Below are 23,307 nucleotides of genomic sequence, written 5' to 3'. Positions count from 1 at the left end.
CCTAGCAACCAAATACCTCCTTTGCAATCTTCTCAATTTCCTTACGAAAGGATCTGCTGTCCTTCATTGTTAAATCTGCAAAGAGGTTTCCTGCAAGATATTGTTCTTCCAGTTCCTGTGAATGTGGAAGTTTAAAAGCCACACTTCCAAGTGCTTGACTTATATTATCAACACTCTGCTGCGGCTTTAGATTTGATACTACCTTATATTGCTTATCTGAATCCCATTTACTGTCACGAAGCAGTGGTAATTGGCTTGATAAATAACTTATACTTTTCAAATCACAATTAGCCAATCTTAAAACTGAGTCAGATTCCATAAGTGCAACTGCAGATAAAATATCATTTGCTATATAACTACCGCAGTCAATAATGACAAATGGTGCTATTTTACGTAAATTCTCAATCAGATCTCCTGCTTGAACCTCTGTATAAGGAGGATAGGTATATTCATTTTCCCCTTTAAGCATACCTAGAATCGTCAGGTATGATAGTTTCTTATGGGTAATCATATTATGTTTTACAAGTGCCTCGTTTACATGGGTTGCAGCAAGAATACTTCCCAAGGATTTTTCATGTTCAAGGTCTGATGGGGGACAGATACAAGGCAGCATTGGTGCTGTCATATCACATAGTAATAGGACTGTATTCTTTTTCTTATCTGCAAGATACTTGGCAAGCTTTGCAGCCAGAATTGTTTTTCCGCTTCCGGGACTTCCCCAGACAGCCAAAACCCCTCCATGCAGAATTTCTTCTTCTGTTTTTTCCTCTGTCTTTCGTGCAAAGATACTCTTCTTCTTGAAATTCAGCAATTTATTCCACCTCGCCCTCTCTTGTATCCTCAGCTATGCCTTCTTCTGATACTTCTTCATCTATTTCTTCTTGTTCTTCTGAGTAGAGTTTCTCTATTATTTCTTCCTGCATATCAGTAAACTTCTTTGTATTTTCTGGTGTTCCTCTATATACCAAGGATAAATGCAATTTCGAGTCTGCTTCTAGCTCAGCAAGAATATTTCCTTGTTCAGGAGACACTAGAAGAGTTACAGTTGATGGCAGTTCTCTTTCATCTTCAATTGACTGGTCGCCTGTATTTGCATCGTATCCTGATGAAGCAGTTACAGAAATCACTTCTACATATTTAAGTTCTGCTGGAATAACTGTTTTTCCTTGTTTTTTATAATCAGGTGCAATTACAGATACAATATCCCCGCTTTGAAGTTTTCCAGAGAGGCCATTGGCAAAGGTCTTAATGGTAATAGATATTGCTTGTTTACTTCCGTCAAGATTATATAAATAGGCATTTTCAGCTGCTGGGATGTCTGATACTTTTGTATTTAAAATATAATCTCCAATCCCTAAATCTGATTTGGCATACTTACCAATGATTGTCTCTTTACTACGAATTACATTTTCAGGCAGATTAAAACCTCCTACTTCCACAGATTGAACCATATCCTTTGTGATTTCATCCCCTGCTTTAATCTCCTTTGTTACCCTTACAATTTCCGTCTTCTGACTCATACCTTTATTAAACAGTGGTGTAAGTCCAAAGCATATAAGAAGTGATAATAAGATACAAATCACTCCGATTACTGTTCTATTCTTTAAAAAACCCATATGATTTCCCTCCTATTTTATAAAATACATTAGGCATTTGTTAAATGCCCAAACCCATTGATTTAGATGGGTTTAGTGTTAATCTTATATATAAATTTCTCTCCTGTTATGGTATAATGTAAGTACCAACAAACAAAAACTACAACAGGAGGAAACTTATGTCTATTAAATACTCTCAGCTAACACTTGCTGAAAATTTCAGTGAATGTCAAGATTTACTAACATCTGACACATCTACATTCTTCTCACTATTAGAAGAACATATTAATTTATGTGATTTCATACCAGTGGAATTTTACTGTGCTTTCCACTTATCAATAGGCAGAAAAAGGGATTATCCTTTAAAAGGATTTTTATCTGCTTTAATATTGCAGAAGATATTAACCATTCCTACTGATGCTTTACTTATCAATTTACTTTCTTTATGTCGCGAATTGCGTGATTTCTGTGGTTTTACAAAAGTGCCTGACGCCCCTATGTTTACACGTTTTAAACAGACCTTTATACCTCAATTAGAGCTTATGTTCTCTAAAATGGTTGACTATACTGAACCTATCTGTCAAGCTATCGATTCTACCCTTGCTTCAATTATTACACTTGATACTTCCGGAATTGAATTATATGTTAAAGAAAACAATCCTAAGTATTTGAATACTCTCATTAGACAGCTTAAAACTTACTATAAGAATAATCTTAACGTTGATCCATACAAAATGGCTTATGGTCTAATGCCTTCTCAAGCTACATCTTCTCCTGATGCTAAACAGATGTACATTAATGGTCATTTCTGTTATGCCGACAAATTTGCTATTATCACCAATGGTTTAGGACTTGTGCGTAATATTGCTTTCTTGGATGATGACTTCAAACAAAAGCATCAAGATATTGAAATTGACAAGAAATCCGATTCCCCTGACGAGGATAAATCAATCGGTGATTCTTCTGCATTAAAACCGGTTTTACAAGACTTCTTTGAACTTCATCCTGATTTTCACCCATCGACTTTTCTTGGAGATTCCGCCTTTGATACTATTGAAACCTATACTTTTTTAAAAGATGAATTTAATTTTAAAAAAGCAATTATCCCTTACAATACAAGGAATGAAAGTACTCTTAAAAAAGTTGGTTACAATGAATATGGTTATCCATTATGTCCAAATGACTCCTCTTTGGTTATGAAATATTGTGGGCCTTGCCGTGAAAAGGGTCGTGCCGACCGTATAAAATGGATATGCCCTAAAGTTCATATGGAAAGAGGTCAATTTGTTTGTAATTGTGACAATCCGTGCAGCACTGCCAAAAAAGGTAGAACTACTTACACTTATGAAAATATGAGTTTTCGTATGTTTCCAGGCTTACAACGTGATTCTGATGAATGGAATGAGTTGTATAAAATACGTACTGTTGTAGAAAGAGCCATTAACCATTTTAAAATGAACATGTGCATAGCCGGAAGAAAATCTCGTGACCATCTTACTACTAAAGCTGATGTGCTTATTGCAGGAATTGCTAGTCAATTCACAGCAATTATCGCACACAGATTAAGTTGTCCACAGTATCTTAGAAGTCTTAAACCACTAATTGCATAATTTCTTAATGCTTAAAGTTATTGATATTTCAATGTTCGTAGGTGTATTAAGGTTGCCCTTAAATCCAATTATTTCACTTGCTTTAACTTGTTTTTCTTTTTTTTTGCTATTTTTTATTAGATTCTATCAACAGTTATCAAAAAATCATTTTACAATTTCCTATATAAAATACATTATTATAAAACCTATCCCTAAAAAAGGAGCAAGTGGCATAGATAAGTTCTTTGCCACTTGCTTTTTCTCTATCTTAGATATCAGTACAAATAATAAATAAAATACTACTAAAGAGCTAAGCCCTATTATTAGTCCATAGGTCCCCTTCCAAAATCCAAGGACAATACTTGCTGAAGCAGTTAGCTTAATATCACCCCCACCGATACTATTTTCTTTCAGTACTGCTGCTATAAGAAAGGGTAATGCAACAAATATTCCCAATAGATTTATATAACTAAAATTCATCAATCCTGCTAATACAAGGAGCAAACAAACTATATCTGGAATCTCTCTTCTTTTAATATCTGTATAAGAGGCCGCCAAAAGCAGAAAATAAAAAAGCACCCCTTGTAAGATGCTATTAACCTGCATAATTGAACATATCTGTGATTCTCTCATTTAATGTTGGCATAACTACATCACCGAATAACATATATAACCCTGCAAGAAGTAATGCTCCTAAAACTACTGAAATAAGAATTTTTATAGCTGTGTCAATATATCCTTCTCCCCTATTATTGCTAGTTGCCGATTTTATAGCTATAAACTTATTTATGATATAATCATTTGTTTTCCTAATCGTTCTTTTCATATTGATTAGCCTCCCCTTTATTCAAAATGATAACTCACTGAATAGGTTATATTTGATTTGTTGTACATGCAATTATGGTTTGTGTAATAATAAAATTCTAGTTTAGAATAAACTCCAGTACTTAAAGTTCTGCTGAATGTTATTCCATTGCTGGTTGTTCCATAGTCAAGCTGATCCCATTGTCTGGTCAACACATTATATCCACGAACACGTCCATGGTCACTTCCACTATGTCCTGATACAGGAGGGACAGTAAATGTATATTCACTAATAGTCGCACCATCCAATCCATTTTCTAGAATCACTGAATCAGGGCCAGTTAGCGTCATACCCCCACCACCGTTTGAATCAGCTATAAAGAATACAATCGCAGCCCAAGGAGATTCTGCACCCGTAGAATCCACAGCCTTTACACGAACTGTATTTTTCCCTAATGGATAGACTTGTGTTTCTGCATTACGTCCCTCCCAAACATAGGTAATTGGATCATTGTCTGCATCAGTGCTCTTAGCTGTAATGGTCACATTAGTACCAGGAGCAACACTATTCCCGCTAGGTGTCCTAGTAATTACAGGAGTAGTCGGTGCTGAGTTTGCAATTGTAAAGCTCTTTTCTGCCCAAGAGGAGTATGCTCCTGCTATATCCCTTGCTCGGACACGAACCGTATGTGTACCTACTGAATAATAGTTATCACTGGTTCTCCCTTCATATTCCAAGGTGGTTGCATCTCCATCTGCATCATTGGCTGTTGCCTTTATATCAACGAAGAATTTACCATCCTTAACAGTTCTTGTTGGTGTGGCTGTTAATGTTACTGTTGGTGCTGAGTTTGCAATTGTAAAGCTCTTTTCTGCCCAAGGAGAGTAAGCTCCTGCTATGTCCTTTGCTCGGACACGAACTGTGTGTGTGCCTACTGAATAATAGTTATCACTGGTTCTCCCTTCATATTCCAAGGTGGTTGCATCTCCATCTGCATCATTGGCTGTTGCCTTTATATCAACGAAGAATTTACCATCCTTAACAGTTCTTGTTGGTGTGGCTGTTAATGTTACTGTTGGTGCTGAATTTACTATTGTAAAGCTCTTTTCTGACCAAGGAGAGTAAGCTCCTGCTATGTCCTTTGCTCGGACACGAACTGTATGCGTACCCACTGAATAATAGTTATCACTGGTTGTTCCCTCATATTCCAAGGTAGTTGCATCTCCATCTGCATCATTGGCTGTTGCCTTTATATCAACGAAAAATTTACCATCCTTAACAGTTCTTGTTGGTATGGCTGTTAATGTTACTGTTGGTGCTGAATTTACTATTGTAAAGCTCCTTTCCATCCAAGGAGAATAAGCTCCAGCTATATCCTTTGCTCGGACACGAACCGTATGTGTGCCTACTGAATAATAGTTGTCATTGGTTGTTCCATCAAATTCCAAGGTGGTTGCATCTCCGTCTGCATCAGCAACTGTTACCTTAATATCAACAAAGAACTTGCCATCCTTAACAGTTCTTGTTGGTGTGGCTGTTAATGTTACTGTTGGCGCAGTATTGGTAATAGTAATTTTTTCTTTGTGAGTAAATACTCTTCCTTCACCATCTATGATTGAGGCCGTAAGAGTAAATTCTCCAGTATCTGATATTGATATTTTCCCACCGTCATTTGTAAGTTCACCATTGTAATTTACCGACTCACCTAATTTTTCTAATATCCACTTAACTTCATTAGTTCCAAGATTTTCAGAAACTGTACTTACTTCAAATTCCTTTCCATAATGAATGGAATCAGGCATGGTAAAACTATATTGAACTACAGGATTTATTCTTACCTCTTGACTATATGAAAAATTTCTCTCTAGGAAGTCTGTCATTCTTGCAGTCAATGTATAATCTCCTTCTGTAAGGAAAGTAATTTTGCCCCCTTGTGCATTTAAGTTTCCAGAGATTGCTTGATCTTCAGATATAGCCTCGCCATCTTTAGTGATGCTCCATTCCACTGGAATTACATTATTATTTCCATAGGTTCTAATATTGATTATGCTGTCCGTATAAGCTGATTTAGGAAGTTCAAATCCTATATCTAATATAGGTAAAACTTCTATTTTATCTCCTGATTCAAAGAGAAATATTCTGCCAGTATTATCAGTGATTCTAGCAACAAGTTCGTAAACACCTGCCCTTTTAAACCTGATACCTCCACCTGAATTATTTAGATTTCCATCTACATAAGTTTCCCAATCTTGAAAACCATAGGTATTATCTACAAGCCATTCGATTTCCAGTCCATCAAGCTCTGTGCTGTTTACCTCGATATTAACATTGCTGTCGGTATGGGCATATTCAGCTAGTGTATAAGCCACATCTGGCACAGGATAAACTTTAAAACCTTGCTCATAGTCATATATTCTTCCTCCATCATCAGTGAAGGAAACTTTCAGAGTATATTCACCTTTATGAGGAAATGAAGCTATTCCTCCTTCATTGTTTAAGTTGCCATTAACAAAATCTGAAAGTACTACTTCTTTGCCATCTTTAATAAGTGACCACTCTGCATCATGATTTCCTATTTCCTTAAAGGATGTCTCAATTTTTATTTCATCATCTGTATGGAATATTTCAGGCAAATAAAAACCAGCAGAACCTACGGGATATACAGTAATTGATACCTTCTCTGTAAATGTTCTGCCAGTCTCATCTATAGCTGAAAGAGTTAAATTGTATACACCTTTTTCTTTAAAACCTATGATACTGTCAACTGACGAAATATCTCCTTCAATAAACTCTGAAACCTTGACCTCTTCTCCATTCCTAGTAAGAGACCATACTAAGTCCATATCTTCTGTATTTTTTGTTTCTGTTTTTAAGGTTATATTTTTATCAGTATGGGTTATTTTATTAAGTTCTAACTTTATTTCCCCCACAGGATATATTTTAATTACATCACTTACTATAGTTTCTTTCCCCAATTCATCAGTTACAATGGCTTTTAATTCGTATTCCCCTATGTTGTTGAACATTATCAGACCACCAGTGTTTGTAAGTTCTCCTGTAATATTAGTATCAAATTCTATTTCCTTACCATCCCTGTGAACTGTCCATGCTACAAGGCTGTCTCCCAAATTTTCAACCTCTAGGTCAACTTCTATTGTAGTATCTGTATGGACTGTTTTAGGTAATTTAAGTTCAGCAGAAACTATGGGATAAATATCCATATTCTGTTCATGTTTAATCTCTTTCCCTCTGCTATTTGCAGCTATAGCTGTAAATGTATAACTGCCAGCAGATTTAATTTTAATAGTACCGCCATCTGCCCTTAGCTCTCCGTCAATAGCTGAAATCAAATCTATAGGGATAACATCTTTACTAATCTCCCATTTAACTGACTTTACATTTGAACTCATAGGAACAATTTCTATTTCTTCATCAACATAAGCTGTAAGGGGAAGTTCAAAGCTATATTTTGGAGCAGGAACATAATTTGAACTTCCTCCTGAAGATGGGCTATTCTCAGTATTCGAGTCCTTATCTATAGGTTCTTCTTGTTTGTTTTTATTATCAGCTTTATCTGCCTCTATCTTTTCTTTAGCCTTTTCCTGCCTAATGAGCATTGTAAAGGCTTCAGCACGAGTGGATTCACCATCAGGACGAATAGTTCTGTCTGGGTAACCTGAAATAATATTATATTGTTTTCCAAGACAAATATATCCGACTTCATCTTTAGTTAGATTATCCTCATCAATAAATCCTGTATCACGAGTACAATTTGAATCGTGGTTTTCTTTTACTGTCGCTCTAACTAACATTTTAATTATTTCCATTCGGCTGATAGGCTCGTTAGGGACATATAAGTTACCATAGTCCTCTATCATAATGATTCCTTCATTAACAAGTGCCTCTATATCCTTTTGGGCAAAATGTCCTATAATATCTTCAAATGCTGGTTCAACACTCCTACTGTCTTTGGACTCAAGCTCCATAGTTCTTGCTAAAAGTGCTGAAAATTCTCCCCTTGTAATAGTGTTATCCGGGTGAGATAGTCCATCAGGGTATCCTTGAATAACCCCTCTTTCAGTAAGAATATTAATTGTTTCCTCAGCCCAATGCCCTATACTATCTGAAAATATATGTTTTGCAGCAAAAACAAATCCTATAAAGTTAGTCAATAGAATACAAACTATTAAAAGGATATTAATTATTCTTTTTGATTTATATTTCATTATTAAACTTCCTCCCTTACCCTGCATAATTGAACATTTCTTGGATTCTTTCATTCAAAGTCGGCATAACTACATCACCGAATAACATGTATAATCCCGCTAAGAGCAGTGCTCCTAATACTACAGCAATGAGTATCTTTACTGCTGTATCAATATAGCCTTCTCCACGATTGTTACTCACTGCTGTTTTTATTGCAGTAACTTTTCCTAACCTTAACTCATTTACTTTACCAAACATATTTCTCATTCTACTTTCCTCCATTTATTTATTTTACATACTCATATTCATGTCTTGTCCATGATCCTGGGATTCAAAGTCAATTTCTTTAAATCCAAATCTATCCACATAAAAAAACTTACTGCCATTATCATCATAAAGCTCGATTACATCAGATATAGACAGTGAGTGACCAGTAAAACCATAGGGATGATTTAAATTGAATTTTGTATAGATTTCTTCCAAATCATTGCTTTCAATTTCCCCATCATAGGCAGTTCTATAATTATCCTTATCAGGTTCACCAAAGGTTCTTTTAAGTTCTTCGTATCCTATAAATTTTCTCTCTGGACTTACATCGGTTTTTAACTGCCAGATACGGCATTTCTTTAGTGAGATTAATTCTTCTTCATTGAAATTAAATCCATCTTTTCCTGACAATCTTTCAAATACTCCTTCCTTCCATTTCGGTATTAGTTTCCTCTGCTGAATCCAGTTTTCTAATTCCTCACTTTTAAATATGAAGTCCACAGTTGCTATATTGTCTTCTACATAACCTGCTGGATTTCCATAATAAATAATACGCCCATTTTTTAAATGGATCCTGCTCATACTACACCTCCAGTCTCATATAATTACTCTTTCTGATGATTATTCATCTCCATAGACAATATTATCTGTCATTAATTTTTCTTCTAATTCTCTGATACAGATTCCTGACATTTCAAAAATATCAATTACAAAGTTTGGTACATCAGCTATGTCATAATCATAATCTGCCTGCATAACCACCACCTCGCCACTATCTTCTTCTGTATAGGCACAAAGTTTCGCATCAATGGGTATTCCTGCTTCTTCTAAAAGATAATCAGGTACCATAATCTCATCATATTCTTCAAATTTTTCACAGTATGAACAGTCAAGACATCTTCCGCAAACTCCTGCAAGATGTACTATTAACTCTTCTGATAAGCTCTTAAGTCCTTCAGCTAGTTTAATAAGTTCCATTGCATTCATAGTTCCTTTCATTAATACAAATCCATTTTCCAATGATTTTAATTCAATATCTTCACTATCTAAAAGACTTGAAGCCTTTAGTACCTCAATTGGTATAATGATATTTCTATTAGAATTTTCTTTTATAATTTTCATATGGAATTCCTCCTCATTTTAAAGTTCATTGTTCATTTCAAATATATTTATTTGTGAAGGATTGTTTTCCTTCCTTTCCTGCATATCATAATTTGATATAAGTATTTCTGGAAACTGGGCACCATTGTCATAACGCTGTTTAATATTATTGATACGGGTAAAGCTTTCAATCTGAATATTTGGTGCATCATATAGATTTCTTATAAACTCACAGTCATTATAGGAAAGCAGGAACTTCCCTTCTATATCCATTAAGGTGTCCCGAAGCCTTATATGATCCTCTTCTTTGAATCCATCTTCACCGACATTCTTATAGTATTTTTCTGTCTCATAATAGGGTGGATCTGCATAGAAAAAGCTGACAGGGCGATCATACTGCCTTATCAGCTTTTCAAAATCCTTATTTTCAATAACTACTTTACTAAGTCTTCTATGTGCCTGTTCAATTAAGGGGAAATTAACCCACATATCATGAGGCTGACTGCCATAGCTTGTAAGTCCTGATGCATAGCTGTAGCGAATCAGCTGATAAAAATATGAGGCTCTTTCTACATCACTTGCAGGACTATCCCTTGCAAGTGCATTCTTTACTATGTCAAAATCCTCCCTAGAATTTAACACAAAATGCAGTGCCTCTATTAACTCATCAGGTTTTTCCCTTACACAGCGATAGAGATTAGTCAAGAGTCCATTAAAATCGTTATATACTTCAAAATCATTGCCAGGAGGTTTATGGAATAAAACCCAGCCTCCGCCTCCAAACACTTCTATATATCGTTCATAATAGAGGGGGAATACTGATACTATTAACTCCCTTAAAGCCTTCTTTCCGCCTATCCAACTCATAAAACTATTAATATTTCATCACTCCTCCTCTGTTTTATCATCAAGGTTCAATTTCAGCTGGTCACTATCATCTGGGAAATGTTCCAATGCCTTGATTAACCCTCTCCTCGCTTTGGATATCTCCTTTATTCGGCTTGTCATCTGCCTGATGCTTGCAATAAGTTCCTCTCTGTCAGCGGCATAATAGTATCCCTTGTCACCGCTGCATATAGGACTTCCGTCATTTCTTAATTGGTTTACTAGTCTCCTGACAGTTCTGGAGCTGATGCATAATCTATTTTGAAGATATGCACTGGACACAGCCTTTTCTTTTCCTGTATGATACTCTTTTATATAGGTTGAAAATTTTTCTTCCACCTCCCTGCCTCCTTTTCCCTTCCATGTTTTTGGACACAAAAAAAGGCCGACTGTTTTGCTGTAATATCAGCTAACAATCGGCCTTTTTAATTTTGGGTATAAAAAAACACGGATATCTTCCGCGCTATCTTAGTACACCAAGTTCTCTTAAGAGTTTAATACTATCTTTTATCCCTTCTAAATAAATATGTTTTTGCATCTCCCTTTCTACAAAGTCAGATATGTCTTTATAGTCTTCAATCTGTCTTCTTACTTCTTTTGGAATATCAGTATTTCCATATAGCCTTATACTTAATTCCTTTACCATTTCTACTCCTTGCTTTACTTCCTCATTTTCCTTAATCAATTTAAAATATGCTATTTCCAGTCTCTCAGTTACCGCTTCTTCCAGTATTTCAATAATATCTTCCATGGTGCACCTCCTTCAAGCACCACAATATATCACAAGTTACTTAATATAGCTATGAGAAGTTTTCTATTCCATGGATATTTCCATGCTATCTGGCTCTTTACTGAATTCATAGTAGAACTTCTCTTCATTTCTTTTAATAAAACCATGCTTGCAATGCTCTAACTCCTCCTTTTCTATAACTGCCATAGCATATTTTACATAGTCAAAGTTTTCTCCTAATATTGAATCTGGCTTTACGATGCCATGTTTCTCTGCCATAATTCTTCCGTACTTTTCAAAATTAGCGCCTTTTGGTACAAAGTCATAGCAGTCAAGATTTTGAGAGATATCAAGGGCAAAATCAAGTCTGCTACACCCTTCAATCTCCATAGCTGATTCTAAATGTTCCATATAAAAATCTTTCCCTTGATCTTGCTCATCACAAGCATAACCTAGATTATTACCACTCTCAATTAATTCTTCTATGGAATCATACTGGTTTTTTAATTCTGTAATATTTGGGAATATACATTTTGCATCTAATAAATATCCTTCATCCCACTTCTCTAACCCAAGTACATCTAATGCAATATCTAGCTCATCAGGTTCTAAAGTAAAAGATCCGTAATCAGGAAGGCTTATCCATAAGCCCTCTGGATACTTTTTACTTCCAACTTTAACTTTTATAGTCCAATTATCCCCTGTCAGCTTATCTAGGTTTGAGCCATCATAAATTTGTTTTACAGCTTTCCTTTCAATTATATAGCCTTTGTTTGTAAATGCACCTTCAAAGTCATCATGGTATTCAGTGCCAAGTTTTTCTGTATTTATAAATGGAAGTATCTCATCAGATGCATCCTCCTTATGTTTAGCCACATATTCTCCAAGGGATTTTTCATCAATAGCTTTATAATAAAAGTCAAAACTGCTTAACTGTTCAGTAAGATTAATCATATCTGCTGCAGTATATATTCCGATAATTTGAATTGCACCTTCTAAGACATATTGCTCTTTAACTGACATTTTATTGAATCGCCTATCTAGATAGGCTTTCTCTTCTTCTGTTCCTTCAAGCCTTTTCCACATATAATTTAAATCTCTCATAGACTCATACCTCCCATCCCTTGGGACTGTTCTTTGGAGTGTTCTTCAGATTCTTTGATTTCTTCTTGTGGTTTGGATAAGACTTTGAAATTATCTTCTTCGGGAATAAGACCAAGGCCTCTGCCATTATCCCATTTCATGTGTATAGTTCCTATATCATCTACCAGAATCACTGTACCTTTAGTCCCTTTCTCAACTCCTTGCTGATCATCCATGGTTGAAAGTAACTCTATTCTTGTTCCTGCAGGGTACATCTTTTTAATTTTTTCTACTTGATTTCTATTATTCAAATTTCATGCCTCCCATTATTTGATTTTGATTTATTCCCATTTCTTCTGCTGTTTTAATAAACCAGCTCTTACTGCTATTCCAAAAACTTATATATACATCTCCCATATCTGTGCTTATTTCTCTTTGCTCAAAAGACTCACCCCAGCCATCTGCAGCCTGACCAATCACATTTTCTTTTATTTTCCCAAGCTCTTTATAGGTTAAATCATCATTTAATGTTAGTATTGCTACACCCATTAGTTCATCATCTACCATTTCAACAGAAAATTCATATTTAGCTACCTTCCCATTTACACTGTCATGTTCATCATAGTAACGCATAAGGCCTCTTTCTTTTTCTTCTGGAAGAGTATCTCTTCCTATGGCTTCAAGGATCTCATCAATATAATCAACTATTTCATAGTTTCCTAATTCCATTGGTTCATTTAAGGTTTCTCTATCGCCATAATCATTTTCAATATCATAGGTTGTAACAGTTAAAGGCATATATAGTTTTAATGTCTTTAATTCTTTATCTTCAGGAATCATTATTCCTAGATTTTCGAATAATAAATTGGCAAGCTTTTGATTGTATCCATGATAAATAATATATCCCTTATCTGAAAATGCTCCATCTTCCTGTGCTATTTTTTCTCCGCCATATCTTTTAAAATCAATGTATTCTTCAAGATTTGGATCGTATTCAAAACGTCCTGATTCGCATATCATATATCTTCCGTAGCTTTCCATATCTTTAATGCCATCAAATAGTTCAAATTCATACATGGATTCTGCAAGTGCAAATACTTCATCAATAGTTCGAGGCTTAATATGATCCATAAGTTTTTCAAAATATCTTGTATCTTGACTTCCCATCTCACTATAATGCTTTGCTAAATTATTTAAGGCATCTACCTTAATTACTGGTGTTGTACTTTCAGAAACAATATTTAGTATACTGTCGGGAAAACTATGGCTATCAACTGCCACCTCACAATCATGGAGATAAGGTGTTTCTAATCTCATCAATGCTTTTTCAACTTCAACATCTGAACAAGGAAGATAGATATATTCATTCTCTCCCTTTGCAGTCAGCTGTGCTGCTGCTATTGTTTCTTTCCATATATATGGAGGGAACTGCTTTCCGTTATATACTTGTTCAGGTACATTACTATTTTTATATAGGACTCCATATGGTGTGATTATAGGATTAGGGTTATTTTTTATTACATCCATTGCATATGATTCACCATCAAGTTCATCTAATTCTTTTGTCGATACTGCTTGCCTCTCTGTTAGATATAGGTCTTTTCCCACCTTTTCCAAATCATTAAAGTCAGATACAAGACTATAGCAATGCATATTAAAACTTAGATTTATTAACTCTGCCATTGTCTTAGGATTTTCTGCAAAGGATGTAGCATAAAATCTTTCTATCTCCTTTTTACTAAACCCATCCAGCCTTTTCATCAAATAGTTTAGTTCATCTATATTACAGTTTTTATCATGCAGTATGTTTATAAAATTTCTATCCATGCTATTTTCAATATGGCAATTTGGTTCTGTAGTCATTCCTATTCCTAGTTCACTGCATATCTTATCTAAATTTTCTTCTTCAATGGGAAACCATATAGTTCTAGTCTTTTCATTTTCTCCATTAGATTTTTTAATTGTTATGTTCACGTCTTGTCCCTCCATTCTACTTTGTAATTAAAAATATATCTGTACCATATCTTGTAATTAGTGAAGCATTAATAATAGTCTTAAAGGTCTTATCATCAATTAAATCTACATCAGCTATTTCATTAATCTCAATACTTTCTTTTCCTGTCCATATGGTTTTAGCCATTTGGTATATGGCATAGCCTTCTGTACTTATTTGCTTAAGGTTACACTTATTAAAATCAAATCCATTTGGTTTTACTGTATGCTCTAGTAGATTCCATAGAGTCTCATCAGAAGTAAGAAGAAATATGACGGCAATATATCTTGGAGATATATCGTAGATATCAAGATCTTGTTCGTCAACCACATGGTAGAACCTTTCCTTATGATTGGAATTTAAGAATACTTCTCCTTTAAAGCTATCTGTAAGATATTTCAGCCTGTCTTTAAATGAATAATTTCTTATTTTTCTAAAGCATTCATTTATTAAACCTTTGTAACTAACCTTATCCATATTAGATAAGAAACTAGAATGAATGTATCCACAATCATTGCATCTATTACTAACATTAATTAAGCTGGAATTACAATCCTTAACACCTCCCTCACAATTAAAATAATTATTAATAACTATGCCATTTCTCCTTGGTTGAAAATTTGGCACCATAACCATTAGCTGTTCTATCCCCTCCAATGAAGTGCCATACATAAATAATTTTGACATTGTCCTCAAATCCTTTCTTTCTGTTTTTAGGCATAAAAAAAGGGCGAAGCCTATCGATCATAAGTTGACCGAAGACTTCGCCTCTTTGAATTTCTATATTAAGTTTTGGAGTTATATAAAATATATAAACTAAGATTTTTATGTTGAACATGGTTCTTTATCTATAAAATAATATAATATCTAATCTATTGATAAGGTTTCCATTATATAAATTCTTCTACTGCTTTGCCCTGATGTATTCAATAGCTTCCTTCCCAGTTATATGCTCAATATCAATTGCAATAACATGAGACTGTGTACATCCACTTATTTCTTTTTGTTTTGCTTTTTTGGGCTGATCTCCTGAATATTTTTCAACCAAAGCTTCAAAACCCTTGACCCATTCATCGCCCTCAACAACTCTTGCTTTTCCAAATGCAATGACACTACGAAAATAGGTCGTGTACTCTCCACTTACGATTGTATCTTCATCAATTACTGAAAAAGACACCTTCGGATTTTTTATAATAGCATCTACTTTATGACCAACTTTTGCTGAATGAAAGTAAATCTTGTTGTCAAAGTAAACATAACTAAGCGGAACTGCATAAGGATAATCATTATCACCCATACATGCTAATACACCGTTGGTACATCTCTCCATTACGGCTACAATATCATCTATAGATAATAACTGTTTATTCCTTCTCATTTTTCTAAACATAGTTCCTCCCCCTTTTTATAATATAGTCCCTTCCTAAAACAAGGCGAATCTAATCCTTTTAGATTTCTGGTAAATATAATTTAGTATTATAATAAAAGCTAATATATAGATATAAAAATCTTAAATAAAATTCTTTTTCAAAATTATCTTATTAAAACTTCTTTATTGTTAATATCTAAAATTGAAATTTCGCATATCCCACCCAAATTATCTTGTACTGCTTCCGACAATTCCTTTAAAGCACTCTCAAACTCTGCTAATCTACTTTCATCAACCAATTCAATGCACAGAAAAGCATTTCTTGTATTTTCAGTAAGCATTGTCCTCACTGCTTCTCTCCAATTCCAGCATCTACAAATTGCACCTTCATCATCCTTATATATTACTTCCCCTTCATAGGGTGGTGAATTTTCCTCTGCTCCTAATGTAACAAAACTTTCATTTCCAACTGCCTTAGTTAATCTTATATTTCCAACAAATGTATCAATATCTTCCCCACCACAAGGCAATCCATATTTTAATGAAATAGAGTTGTAAATATCAACTAGAGGATTAATAGTCCCTAAATGGTTCCCCTTATGCACTCGCTTTAACAGTGCTTCAATTGATGATCGTGCTCCTTTCTTTGTCTTAAATTTTTGAAAGGCCTCTCTCCATACCTTTATAACCTCATTACTGCTGAATATTTCATTATTTAAATATTTTAAGGCCTGTTTTTCTGAGATAAGTATCATTTCCTTATATTTATCCTCATCTATTATAAAGTTATTTATGTTATGGCAAACAACAACACCAATTCTTGCATTAGGAAATAAACCCCAAAAGTCCTCTTCAACAACAAATTTAGTCATTTAAATATACCTCCTTAAAGTAAATAGTAACTCCATTAAATTATATGAGTATCTTAGTCATTATAAAGTCTACCTGTTCTTCATTGCCCATATAAAAAGAGTGGGATCCAGTTTGGACAAAGCCCATTTTTTCATAAAAAGCAATAGCATTTTCATTTTTTTCCCACACACCTAACCAGATTTTCTTTTTGTTAAATTCCATCGCAATTTCTATAGCTTTATTTAATAAATACATGCCTAAACCGTGTTTTTGAAATTTTCTTTTTATATAGATTCTTTCAATTTCAAGAGATTCATCAGACATTTCTTCAGATTGAGCATCATTTATATTGATTTTTAAATATCCAGCGACTTCATTATTTAAATATACGAAAAAGAATTGTGAAGAAATATTGGATAATTCTTTTTCTAATTGTTTCAAGTTAAATGCCCTTTCTAGATAAGCTTTTATATTTTCTGGAGAATTCTGATTCTTAAATGTCTCATTAAATGTTTCATAACTAATTTCTAGAAGTTTAGGCAAATCTTCAACATTACACTTTTTTATATTTATAGTCATTTAATTAAATCACCCCTTTGTATAATCAATAATTTCTTTTGTTTCCTTTTTTCACAAAATCCCAATCTTTTTCTATGTTTTTTCTTACTCTTTGAAGAAGGTTAGAGATTATTTCCATTTCCTCTTCTGAAAATCCTTCTAATGCTACAGTATTGGAATAGTCATGTTCTCTTTTAATAAAATGATAAGTATTTTCACCCTTCTCTGTTGGAAAAAGTTTATTGATTTTTTTATTAGTCTTATCTGTCTTCTTTTCAATAAATCCATTAACCTCCAATTTCTTTAAGGCACGGGATACTGTTGTTCTATCTACTTTTATCATATCAGATAATTTTTCTTGAATTATTCCTGGATTTTCATATATTCTCACAAGGTACAAATACTGCCCTTTTGTAAGGTCATATTCTTTAAATTCTATATTACTTATAGAATCTAATGCCCTTGCTATCATTCCTATCTCACGAAGAATTTCTGTCATAATAAACCCCTTTAAAATATATTTTGTTGCAAATACAATAAAAATTTATAAATAAATTTTACCACAACCTTGTTGCACTTGCAACAAAATTTAAGCTGTTAGAAGAAATAGAATAAATATTATATATTCTAAAAATTATAGAAAATACAAGGTAGTATTATAGCACTTATGGAGTGTTTTTCATAAATTATATAACTAGATTATGAAAATGTTTGAAGAAAAAATTATCAAAATAACATAGTTACATCTTACATAGAGTCTCTTGTTATATTTTACAGACTTAGATTATAATTCAATAAGGTAAGCCAACATATTCATCTATTAAAAATTACATATTAATGTATATATTTTTTTAAACTTAACTTCATTCTTAGGTCACTTTACTTTTAGTTAGCCTCATTGTGAATAGACATTAGTGCTATACATCACAATTAAATAATATACATTCTTTATAAATTGGATTATAAAATTGGGTTATTAAATTACCCTTTACAACCCTATTTGTCGCTTTTATCTTATCAATTCTCTAATTCCTCAATGTCATCTGTCAAATAGCCTATTTTAAAGGGTCAAAAAACGGTGTTTTTCCACCGATTTTTGACCCAATTTTCACCCTCAACCCACTATATGTTGTGGTCAAACCCTATTATTCCCCCTCCGAACCACAATACGTCATCAGAATTATACTCTCAACGTGCCTTGAGAGTACAATAATGATGTCGTAAGTATCTAGTACCCCCTTGGTGAAAAGGTATGTTTCTGAATTTCTACCACTTCTTCCATTGATTTTTCAAATTTTCTTACTATACTGCTTGCTGCATCTAGACAATAATTATCTTGATAATTTGATACTTGATTATTGCTAATATATTCAATACTTTTCGTATCAAAATTGTAAGCAACATAACCCTCAAATGATTCTTAATTTGAAGGCTTTGTTCATCACAATTTAAAGGTGTTATCTTAACAATAATAAATCTTTGATTGATACTTATTAATTAACTCCATGTCAATTTTTCAAGTGCAATATGATTGCGATACCAATCATCATTTTCTAGAAGCATTTCAGGAGAACCAGCATTTTTAACCCTTCCATTTTCTATTATAACCACAGTATTGCTGGAAACCATAGATGATAAACGGTGAGATATGGACAATATTGTATGGTCCTTACTTGCCTTTTGAAGTACAGAAACTATTTTCTCTTCCGTTATAGAATCAAGGTTAGCTGTAATTTCATCCAGCAGAAGTACAGGAGGCTTTGTTACAATAGCTCTGGCTATGGCCAAAAGTTGTTTTTGCCCTTGTGAAAAAAGAGTATCGCTGGTTACTTTAGTATCCAATCCGTTTTCCAAGGTTACTACATATTCTGTTAGTCCTACAAAATCTATAGCCTTCTCTATTTGCTCCTTCGTAATATTTTCATCTTGCAAACTTATTTGATCAGCTACTGTTCCCTTTATCATATGAAAGTTCTGATCAACGTACCCAAATATTCTGCGTTTTTCAGAGTTCGGTATATCATAGACATCAATCCCATTTATTGTGATACTGCCCTTGGTTGGTTTAAGCAATCCCATAATAAGCTTAAATAATGTAGTTTTTCCAACCCCTGTTCTACCCACAAATGTTACCTTTTCATTTGGTTTTAAATTAAGATTAATGTTTTGAAGGACATCTGCACCTTCTTCATATTGAAAGGAAATATTATTAAATGATAATCTCACTTCCTCACAGTTTGGAATGATGTCTTCTAATCTTAGCTCATTCTTCTTAAGGTCATCTTCAGTTTCACTGTAAAAATCATTTACTCTTTTGATACCTGATATGGCCTGCTGAATATTTTGCAGCTCCATTCCCAAATTTTCAATTGGCGCAAACAAATTAGATATCAATTCAATTGATGCTGCAACCATTCCTAATGATATACCCAAATAGTTCAACTGTTTGGAAGATAATACTACAATGAAAGCTATTGAAGCTGCACGAGTAAGCTGAATAAATGGAGAATATATAGAATCATAGAAATTTACCTTCTCTACTGTTTTGTAGCTATCAAATAAATATTTTTTATAGTTCTCCTCCATGTAGCTTTCCTTACTGAAAGATTTGATCATCTGTATATTTTTTAAGCTTTCTGAAATATGATTATTTACCCTGCTGATGAGTATTCTATTTTCAATCTGCGCCTTAAGCATTCTTTTTTGAAAAAATTGTGTAATAACATAAATAACTGGCATCAGTAATAAAGTTACAAATCCAAGTTTGCTACTAAACATCCAAATTGAAATTACGATACCTATAAGCTTAAAGCAGTCAACCATCATTCCAATAATACCATTTGTAAACAGTGAATTGATTGCATCAACATCATTTGTAAACCTTGAAACTACTGTTCCTGAACCATTTGATGAAAAGAACATTGCATTTATCCTTTCAAGCTTTTCCATCATTTCAATTCTTATTTCCTTCGTAATCTTTTGTCCTAAAACTGTAAGAACAGCTTCTTTGACAAAATCAAATACTCCAATAAACAATAGCACCCCAATATAAGCAATTGCTAGAACAAGTAATTTGTCGGAGTTTTTTGTTACAAGGTTATGGTCAATTATATTTTTTAAAATCTGAGGTGGAATTAAACTTGTAACAACAACACCAATAATAGAAAATCCTAATAGTACACTTATACCAATATTGTTTTTAATAACTTTAATCATCGACCTTTTTATTAAACTATTTCCCATCGTTGTCTCCCCCCCTCTATACATTGCAAGTTAAATATTGTAGCATAAAGTTCTGATTTATTTATAAGTTCATTATGTGTACCATAATCTGCTGTTTTATCACTCTTTAAGAGTATAATCTTATTTATGCTATTAAAAATAGCCAAGCGATGAGAAACTAGAATAATTAGACTCTCTTTATAATTGCTTTTCATATTTTCAATAATTTTTTCTTCTGTCTTCATGTCAACTGCTGAAAAAGGGTCATCCAATATAATAATTCTATTTTTATTAAGAAGTGACCTTGCTAGTGCTATTCTCGCCTGCTGACCACCACTTAATTTTATTCCGCTATTTCCAACTAAAGTATCCTTCCCATTGGGCATTACTGATAAGTCAGTATCAAAACAAACATCCTTTAAAACAGAAGTAATGTCTTTTTTACTACCCAAAGTTATATTGTTATATATAGTATCAGAAAGCAGCTGCGGTTTATGACCTAAGTAAGAAATCATCTGGCTTCTCTCATATTCTGAGTAATCCTTAAGCTCCCTACCGTCAATTTTAATGCTTCCTATATAAGGATATAAGCCTAATAGAGATAATCCAAGCGTGGATTTACCAGAAGCAATAGAACCTGTTACACCTATAATTTCCCCTGTCTTACCTTCAAAACTTATGTTTTCAATAATATTTCCCTTGCTCTCGTCATATGAGAAACTAAGATTTTCTACTGAAAGTATAGTAGGACCCTTATTTATATTAGAAGAATTATCTTTTTCTTTGTATTCTGTAAGATATGGCTTTATACGTTTCCAAGAAACATGTGATTTTTGTACAGAATTAAAGAGCTTTGCTGCTTTACTTGCTTTTACTGCCATGGCAGTAAATATTACAACGTAAGTAGAAAATTTTCCTACAGTCCAGCCGCCATTAATGACTTTTGTTCCTCCAAGATAAATTACCATAATTATTCCAAGCATTGCAATGATGTTATATATAGGCTGCATAGAATTTTCTAATATATTAGCTTTGATAGCCTTGTTTTGTAAATCTAAAAGTTCATCATTATACCTTGTTCTATTTTTAGTTTCCATGCCGGTTACACGATAAAGCATTGAATTTTCAATTGCATTGTAGGTATTATCTGCAACCTCACTACTTTTTCTCCGATAATCCCTTGAGTATTTATATATAACACTTTTTAATTTTTCAGCAAGTGCCATAGCAATTGGAATAAAAATAATAGAAAGTACAGTTATTTTTATATCGTAAGCAAGCATTGTTATCAGGTAAGATATCATAAGAACACCAGTATCGAATACTTCAGTAGTAAACTTTCGCATTCCTTCCACACATAAATCAACATCAGAAATAACTCTTGTCATGAGGTTTCCCGTATTTTCATTATCCAGCTCAGAAGTGCTTTTATTCATTATATTGTTGTATATCATAAGTCTCATAGTTGAACTGGTGCTGTTTGCGAAACGTCTTATATAAAAGCGCTTAAAATAACGTAAAATTTGAATAGCTCCTATAAGAGCAACATATGTCGCTGAAAGTATTAATACAGAATATAAATTATCGCCACCAGCAATAGAATCTATGAGCTTTCCTTGATATATAGGACCTAGAATGATTAAACTATTACAAGACAATCCGAATAATAAAATACATGCAACAACAAATCTTTCTTTTTTCCAATAGTTTATAATTTTGTCTGGCTGTTTCATAGGTTCAATCTTTAATTTAGACATAGTAACTCCCTCCTGCTATGTAATTTTTGGGTTATCTCTTTGAAAAAACACTTTCTGCAACTTCTTAGCAAGGTTTTCTTACATTAATTGGTATAAGTCTTAATGACAGCCAAATAAGTGCAGGAAGCAAAATTGCATCTTTGATAAATCTAATTACAGGTATAAAATCCGGTATAATGTCTATAGGACTTAGAGCATATCCAACAGTTATCATAGCAGTTAACTTTGCATACCAATGAGTCAGTTCATGCTGAATGGTAGCCCTTGTATCCAATCCAACTATTGCTGCAATAAGAAATCCACCTTTTAAAATAAAATGTGGTTGATATTTTGAAATAGATATTCTTTCAAGCAATTCTTTCTAACATAAAACTTTGCATTCCATTTTCCAGACTGTTTTTTATTTGCATATGCAGCAACAATCTCTCCAAGAAACATAGTAAAATGAATGTTTCCACATGTCTTGAGTCGATGAAATTGATGTTATTTGAAACTATACATTTAAGTTGAGTTTACACTTTAGATGTCAGTTGAAATTTTTCAGGGTTGTGTTGACGAAATAGATGTAAATTGAAAATCTTTAAACTACTTTGTTATACAATAAATTACTACTGCTTAACAGTGAAAAATGAAACTTTGAATTAATTCTTATTCTAAAATTTATTACATTTTTTAAATTGTTCAGTAATCTATGTTTTATAAGCTTAACCAAAATTTTGAAATAATTAGCGCAAACAATGGAATTATATTACCCTAAAACAATTGTGATGTAGTATGACGTTTCGTTTTTATTGATGCCCAATACACCATCATTAGAACAACTACACTGACAAGGGCTTTTATACCTATAAAATTTTCTAAAATTAAAATTGGGCCTGCTACTCCACAAGCATGCCCGCTTGCACGGATTTTAAATATCTTATTAAAAAACAGAATTCCAATGCCTGATAGAAAATAAATTAAATAAATCACTAGTAATTCTTTAGTAGCATGAGAACACAGTGCGAAAACAATACCAAACAAGTATCCCAAAACCCCCATCATAAGAGCGAGATTGCGCTGCCCTTCTCTACCTTTGTTACGATACTTTGGTAAAACCGGTTGTAATGGATAAGCCGATAGTGGTAATACTGAAAGAAATACAATTGATAAAATATATTGGGATGTTCCCTGAAAAATATTTGGGTGTAACTCATAAAGAATACTCAGCATGATTAATGCCATAACTGGCACTACCTTAACCACACGAATTATTTTCGCAAACCTACTTACCGTATTCATTAATTTCACCTGCA

At 33.3% G+C, this 23,307-nt stretch carries 24 protein-coding genes; 1 reads left to right on the top strand and 23 read right to left on the bottom strand.

Annotated elements, in window-relative coordinates; genetic code table 11:
- Nucleotide 1: 1 nt before the first annotated feature.
- Together U8307_RS08670 and cpaB are read right to left on the bottom strand one after the other, a co-directional pair.
- A complete protein-coding gene (locus U8307_RS08670) occupies nucleotides 2-811 on the bottom strand; it encodes a ParA family protein (RefSeq protein WP_326907008.1) in 810 nt (269 codons plus the stop codon).
- A gap of 1 nt (nucleotide 812) precedes the next feature.
- Entirely contained in the window at nucleotides 813-1,616 is an 804-nt protein-coding gene (gene cpaB, locus U8307_RS08665) for a Flp pilus assembly protein CpaB (protein WP_326907006.1), read from the bottom strand.
- Nucleotides 1,617-1,774: 158 nt separating this feature from the next.
- On the opposite strand from cpaB, the gene U8307_RS08660 reads away from it, so the two are divergent.
- Nucleotides 1,775-3,205, top strand: coding sequence for a transposase (locus tag U8307_RS08660; protein WP_326906634.1), 1,431 nt, complete (start codon nucleotides 1,775-1,777; stop codon nucleotides 3,203-3,205).
- A 159-nt stretch (nucleotides 3,206-3,364) separates the two neighbouring features.
- Here the strand turns inward: U8307_RS08660 and U8307_RS08655 are convergent, their stop codons facing one another.
- The 21 genes from U8307_RS08655 to U8307_RS08555 form a co-directional block, all read right to left on the bottom strand.
- Nucleotides 3,365-3,790: a prepilin peptidase gene (locus tag U8307_RS08655; RefSeq protein ID WP_326911584.1), complete on the bottom strand. Its 426-nt coding sequence runs from the start codon at nucleotides 3,788-3,790 to the stop codon at nucleotides 3,365-3,367.
- Nucleotides 3,780-4,010 carry a DUF6133 family protein gene (locus U8307_RS08650; RefSeq protein WP_326907004.1) on the bottom strand — a complete coding sequence of 77 codons (231 nt, stop codon included), beginning with the start codon at nucleotides 4,008-4,010 and terminating at the stop codon, nucleotides 3,780-3,782. Before U8307_RS08650 ends, U8307_RS08655 begins: the two co-directional genes overlap by 11 nt.
- A 17-nt stretch (nucleotides 4,011-4,027) precedes the next feature.
- On the bottom strand, nucleotides 4,028-8,215 hold the full coding sequence (locus tag U8307_RS08645) for an S-layer homology domain-containing protein (RefSeq protein WP_326907002.1): 4,188 nt from the start codon (nucleotides 8,213-8,215) through the stop codon (nucleotides 4,028-4,030).
- A gap of 16 nt (nucleotides 8,216-8,231) precedes the next feature.
- Nucleotides 8,232-8,453, bottom strand: a complete 222-nt coding sequence (locus tag U8307_RS08640) for a DUF6133 family protein (RefSeq protein WP_326911582.1) — start codon at nucleotides 8,451-8,453, stop codon at nucleotides 8,232-8,234.
- A gap of 33 nt (nucleotides 8,454-8,486) precedes the next feature.
- Nucleotides 8,487-9,044, bottom strand: coding sequence for a YodL domain-containing protein (locus U8307_RS08635; protein ID WP_185594156.1), 558 nt, complete (start codon nucleotides 9,042-9,044; stop codon nucleotides 8,487-8,489).
- A 39-nt stretch (nucleotides 9,045-9,083) separates the two neighbouring features.
- Entirely contained in the window at nucleotides 9,084-9,584 is a 501-nt protein-coding gene (locus U8307_RS08630; RefSeq protein ID WP_326906997.1) for a hypothetical protein, read from the bottom strand.
- An 18-nt stretch (nucleotides 9,585-9,602) separates the two neighbouring features.
- Nucleotides 9,603-10,430: a DNA adenine methylase gene (locus tag U8307_RS08625; RefSeq protein ID WP_326906996.1), complete on the bottom strand. Its 828-nt coding sequence runs from the start codon at nucleotides 10,428-10,430 to the stop codon at nucleotides 9,603-9,605.
- A gap of 18 nt (nucleotides 10,431-10,448) precedes the next feature.
- Complete coding sequence (locus U8307_RS08620) at nucleotides 10,449-10,787, bottom strand: HTH domain-containing protein (RefSeq protein ID WP_326906994.1); 339 nt, start codon at nucleotides 10,785-10,787, stop codon at nucleotides 10,449-10,451.
- A 124-nt stretch (nucleotides 10,788-10,911) separates the two neighbouring features.
- Complete coding sequence (locus U8307_RS08615) at nucleotides 10,912-11,199, bottom strand: hypothetical protein (RefSeq protein WP_326906992.1); 288 nt, start codon at nucleotides 11,197-11,199, stop codon at nucleotides 10,912-10,914.
- 63 nt (nucleotides 11,200-11,262) lie between these two features.
- Nucleotides 11,263-12,282, bottom strand: coding sequence for a hypothetical protein (locus U8307_RS08610; protein ID WP_326906990.1), 1,020 nt, complete (start codon nucleotides 12,280-12,282; stop codon nucleotides 11,263-11,265).
- Entirely contained in the window at nucleotides 12,279-12,572 is a 294-nt protein-coding gene (locus tag U8307_RS08605) for a DUF4314 domain-containing protein (protein ID WP_326906988.1), read from the bottom strand. Before U8307_RS08605 ends, U8307_RS08610 begins: the two co-directional genes overlap by 4 nt.
- Complete coding sequence (locus U8307_RS08600) at nucleotides 12,565-14,235, bottom strand: antirestriction protein ArdA (RefSeq protein WP_326906986.1); 1,671 nt, start codon at nucleotides 14,233-14,235, stop codon at nucleotides 12,565-12,567. The genes U8307_RS08605 and U8307_RS08600 overlap by 8 nt, the downstream gene beginning before the upstream one ends.
- Before the next feature lie 16 nt (nucleotides 14,236-14,251).
- Nucleotides 14,252-14,941, bottom strand: coding sequence for a hypothetical protein (locus U8307_RS08595; RefSeq protein ID WP_326906984.1), 690 nt, complete (start codon nucleotides 14,939-14,941; stop codon nucleotides 14,252-14,254).
- Between the two features lie 217 nt (nucleotides 14,942-15,158).
- On the bottom strand, nucleotides 15,159-15,644 hold the full coding sequence (locus U8307_RS08590) for a pyridoxamine 5'-phosphate oxidase family protein (RefSeq protein WP_026894227.1): 486 nt from the start codon (nucleotides 15,642-15,644) through the stop codon (nucleotides 15,159-15,161).
- A 143-nt stretch (nucleotides 15,645-15,787) separates the two neighbouring features.
- Nucleotides 15,788-16,495 carry a B3/B4 domain-containing protein gene (locus tag U8307_RS08585; protein WP_026894226.1) on the bottom strand — a complete coding sequence of 236 codons (708 nt, stop codon included), beginning with the start codon at nucleotides 16,493-16,495 and terminating at the stop codon, nucleotides 15,788-15,790.
- 40 nt (nucleotides 16,496-16,535) lie between these two features.
- Nucleotides 16,536-17,054, bottom strand: coding sequence for a GNAT family N-acetyltransferase (locus U8307_RS08580; protein WP_216521510.1), 519 nt, complete (start codon nucleotides 17,052-17,054; stop codon nucleotides 16,536-16,538).
- A 25-nt stretch (nucleotides 17,055-17,079) separates the two neighbouring features.
- Complete coding sequence (locus U8307_RS08575; protein WP_326906980.1) at nucleotides 17,080-17,532, bottom strand: MarR family winged helix-turn-helix transcriptional regulator; 453 nt, start codon at nucleotides 17,530-17,532, stop codon at nucleotides 17,080-17,082.
- 998 nt (nucleotides 17,533-18,530) lie between these two features.
- Nucleotides 18,531-20,276, bottom strand: a complete 1,746-nt coding sequence (locus U8307_RS08570) for an ABC transporter ATP-binding protein (RefSeq protein ID WP_312579368.1) — start codon at nucleotides 20,274-20,276, stop codon at nucleotides 18,531-18,533.
- On the bottom strand, nucleotides 20,261-22,012 hold the full coding sequence (locus U8307_RS08565) for an ABC transporter ATP-binding protein (protein WP_312579367.1): 1,752 nt from the start codon (nucleotides 22,010-22,012) through the stop codon (nucleotides 20,261-20,263). The genes U8307_RS08570 and U8307_RS08565 overlap by 16 nt, the downstream gene beginning before the upstream one ends.
- A gap of 64 nt (nucleotides 22,013-22,076) precedes the next feature.
- A complete protein-coding gene (locus tag U8307_RS08560; RefSeq protein WP_312579366.1) occupies nucleotides 22,077-22,367 on the bottom strand; it encodes a YkvA family protein in 291 nt (96 codons plus the stop codon).
- A 398-nt stretch (nucleotides 22,368-22,765) separates the two neighbouring features.
- Nucleotides 22,766-23,293 carry a hypothetical protein gene (locus tag U8307_RS08555; RefSeq protein WP_326906975.1) on the bottom strand — a complete coding sequence of 176 codons (528 nt, stop codon included), beginning with the start codon at nucleotides 23,291-23,293 and terminating at the stop codon, nucleotides 22,766-22,768.
- Between the last annotated feature and the right edge of the window lie 14 nt (nucleotides 23,294-23,307).

Source organism: Sedimentibacter sp. MB31-C6 (genome assembly GCF_035934735.1).
GTDB lineage: Bacteria > Bacillota > Clostridia > Tissierellales > Sedimentibacteraceae > Sedimentibacter.
Note: the sequence above shows the minus strand (reverse complement) of the source record. Positions and strands in the feature narration are given on the sequence as shown.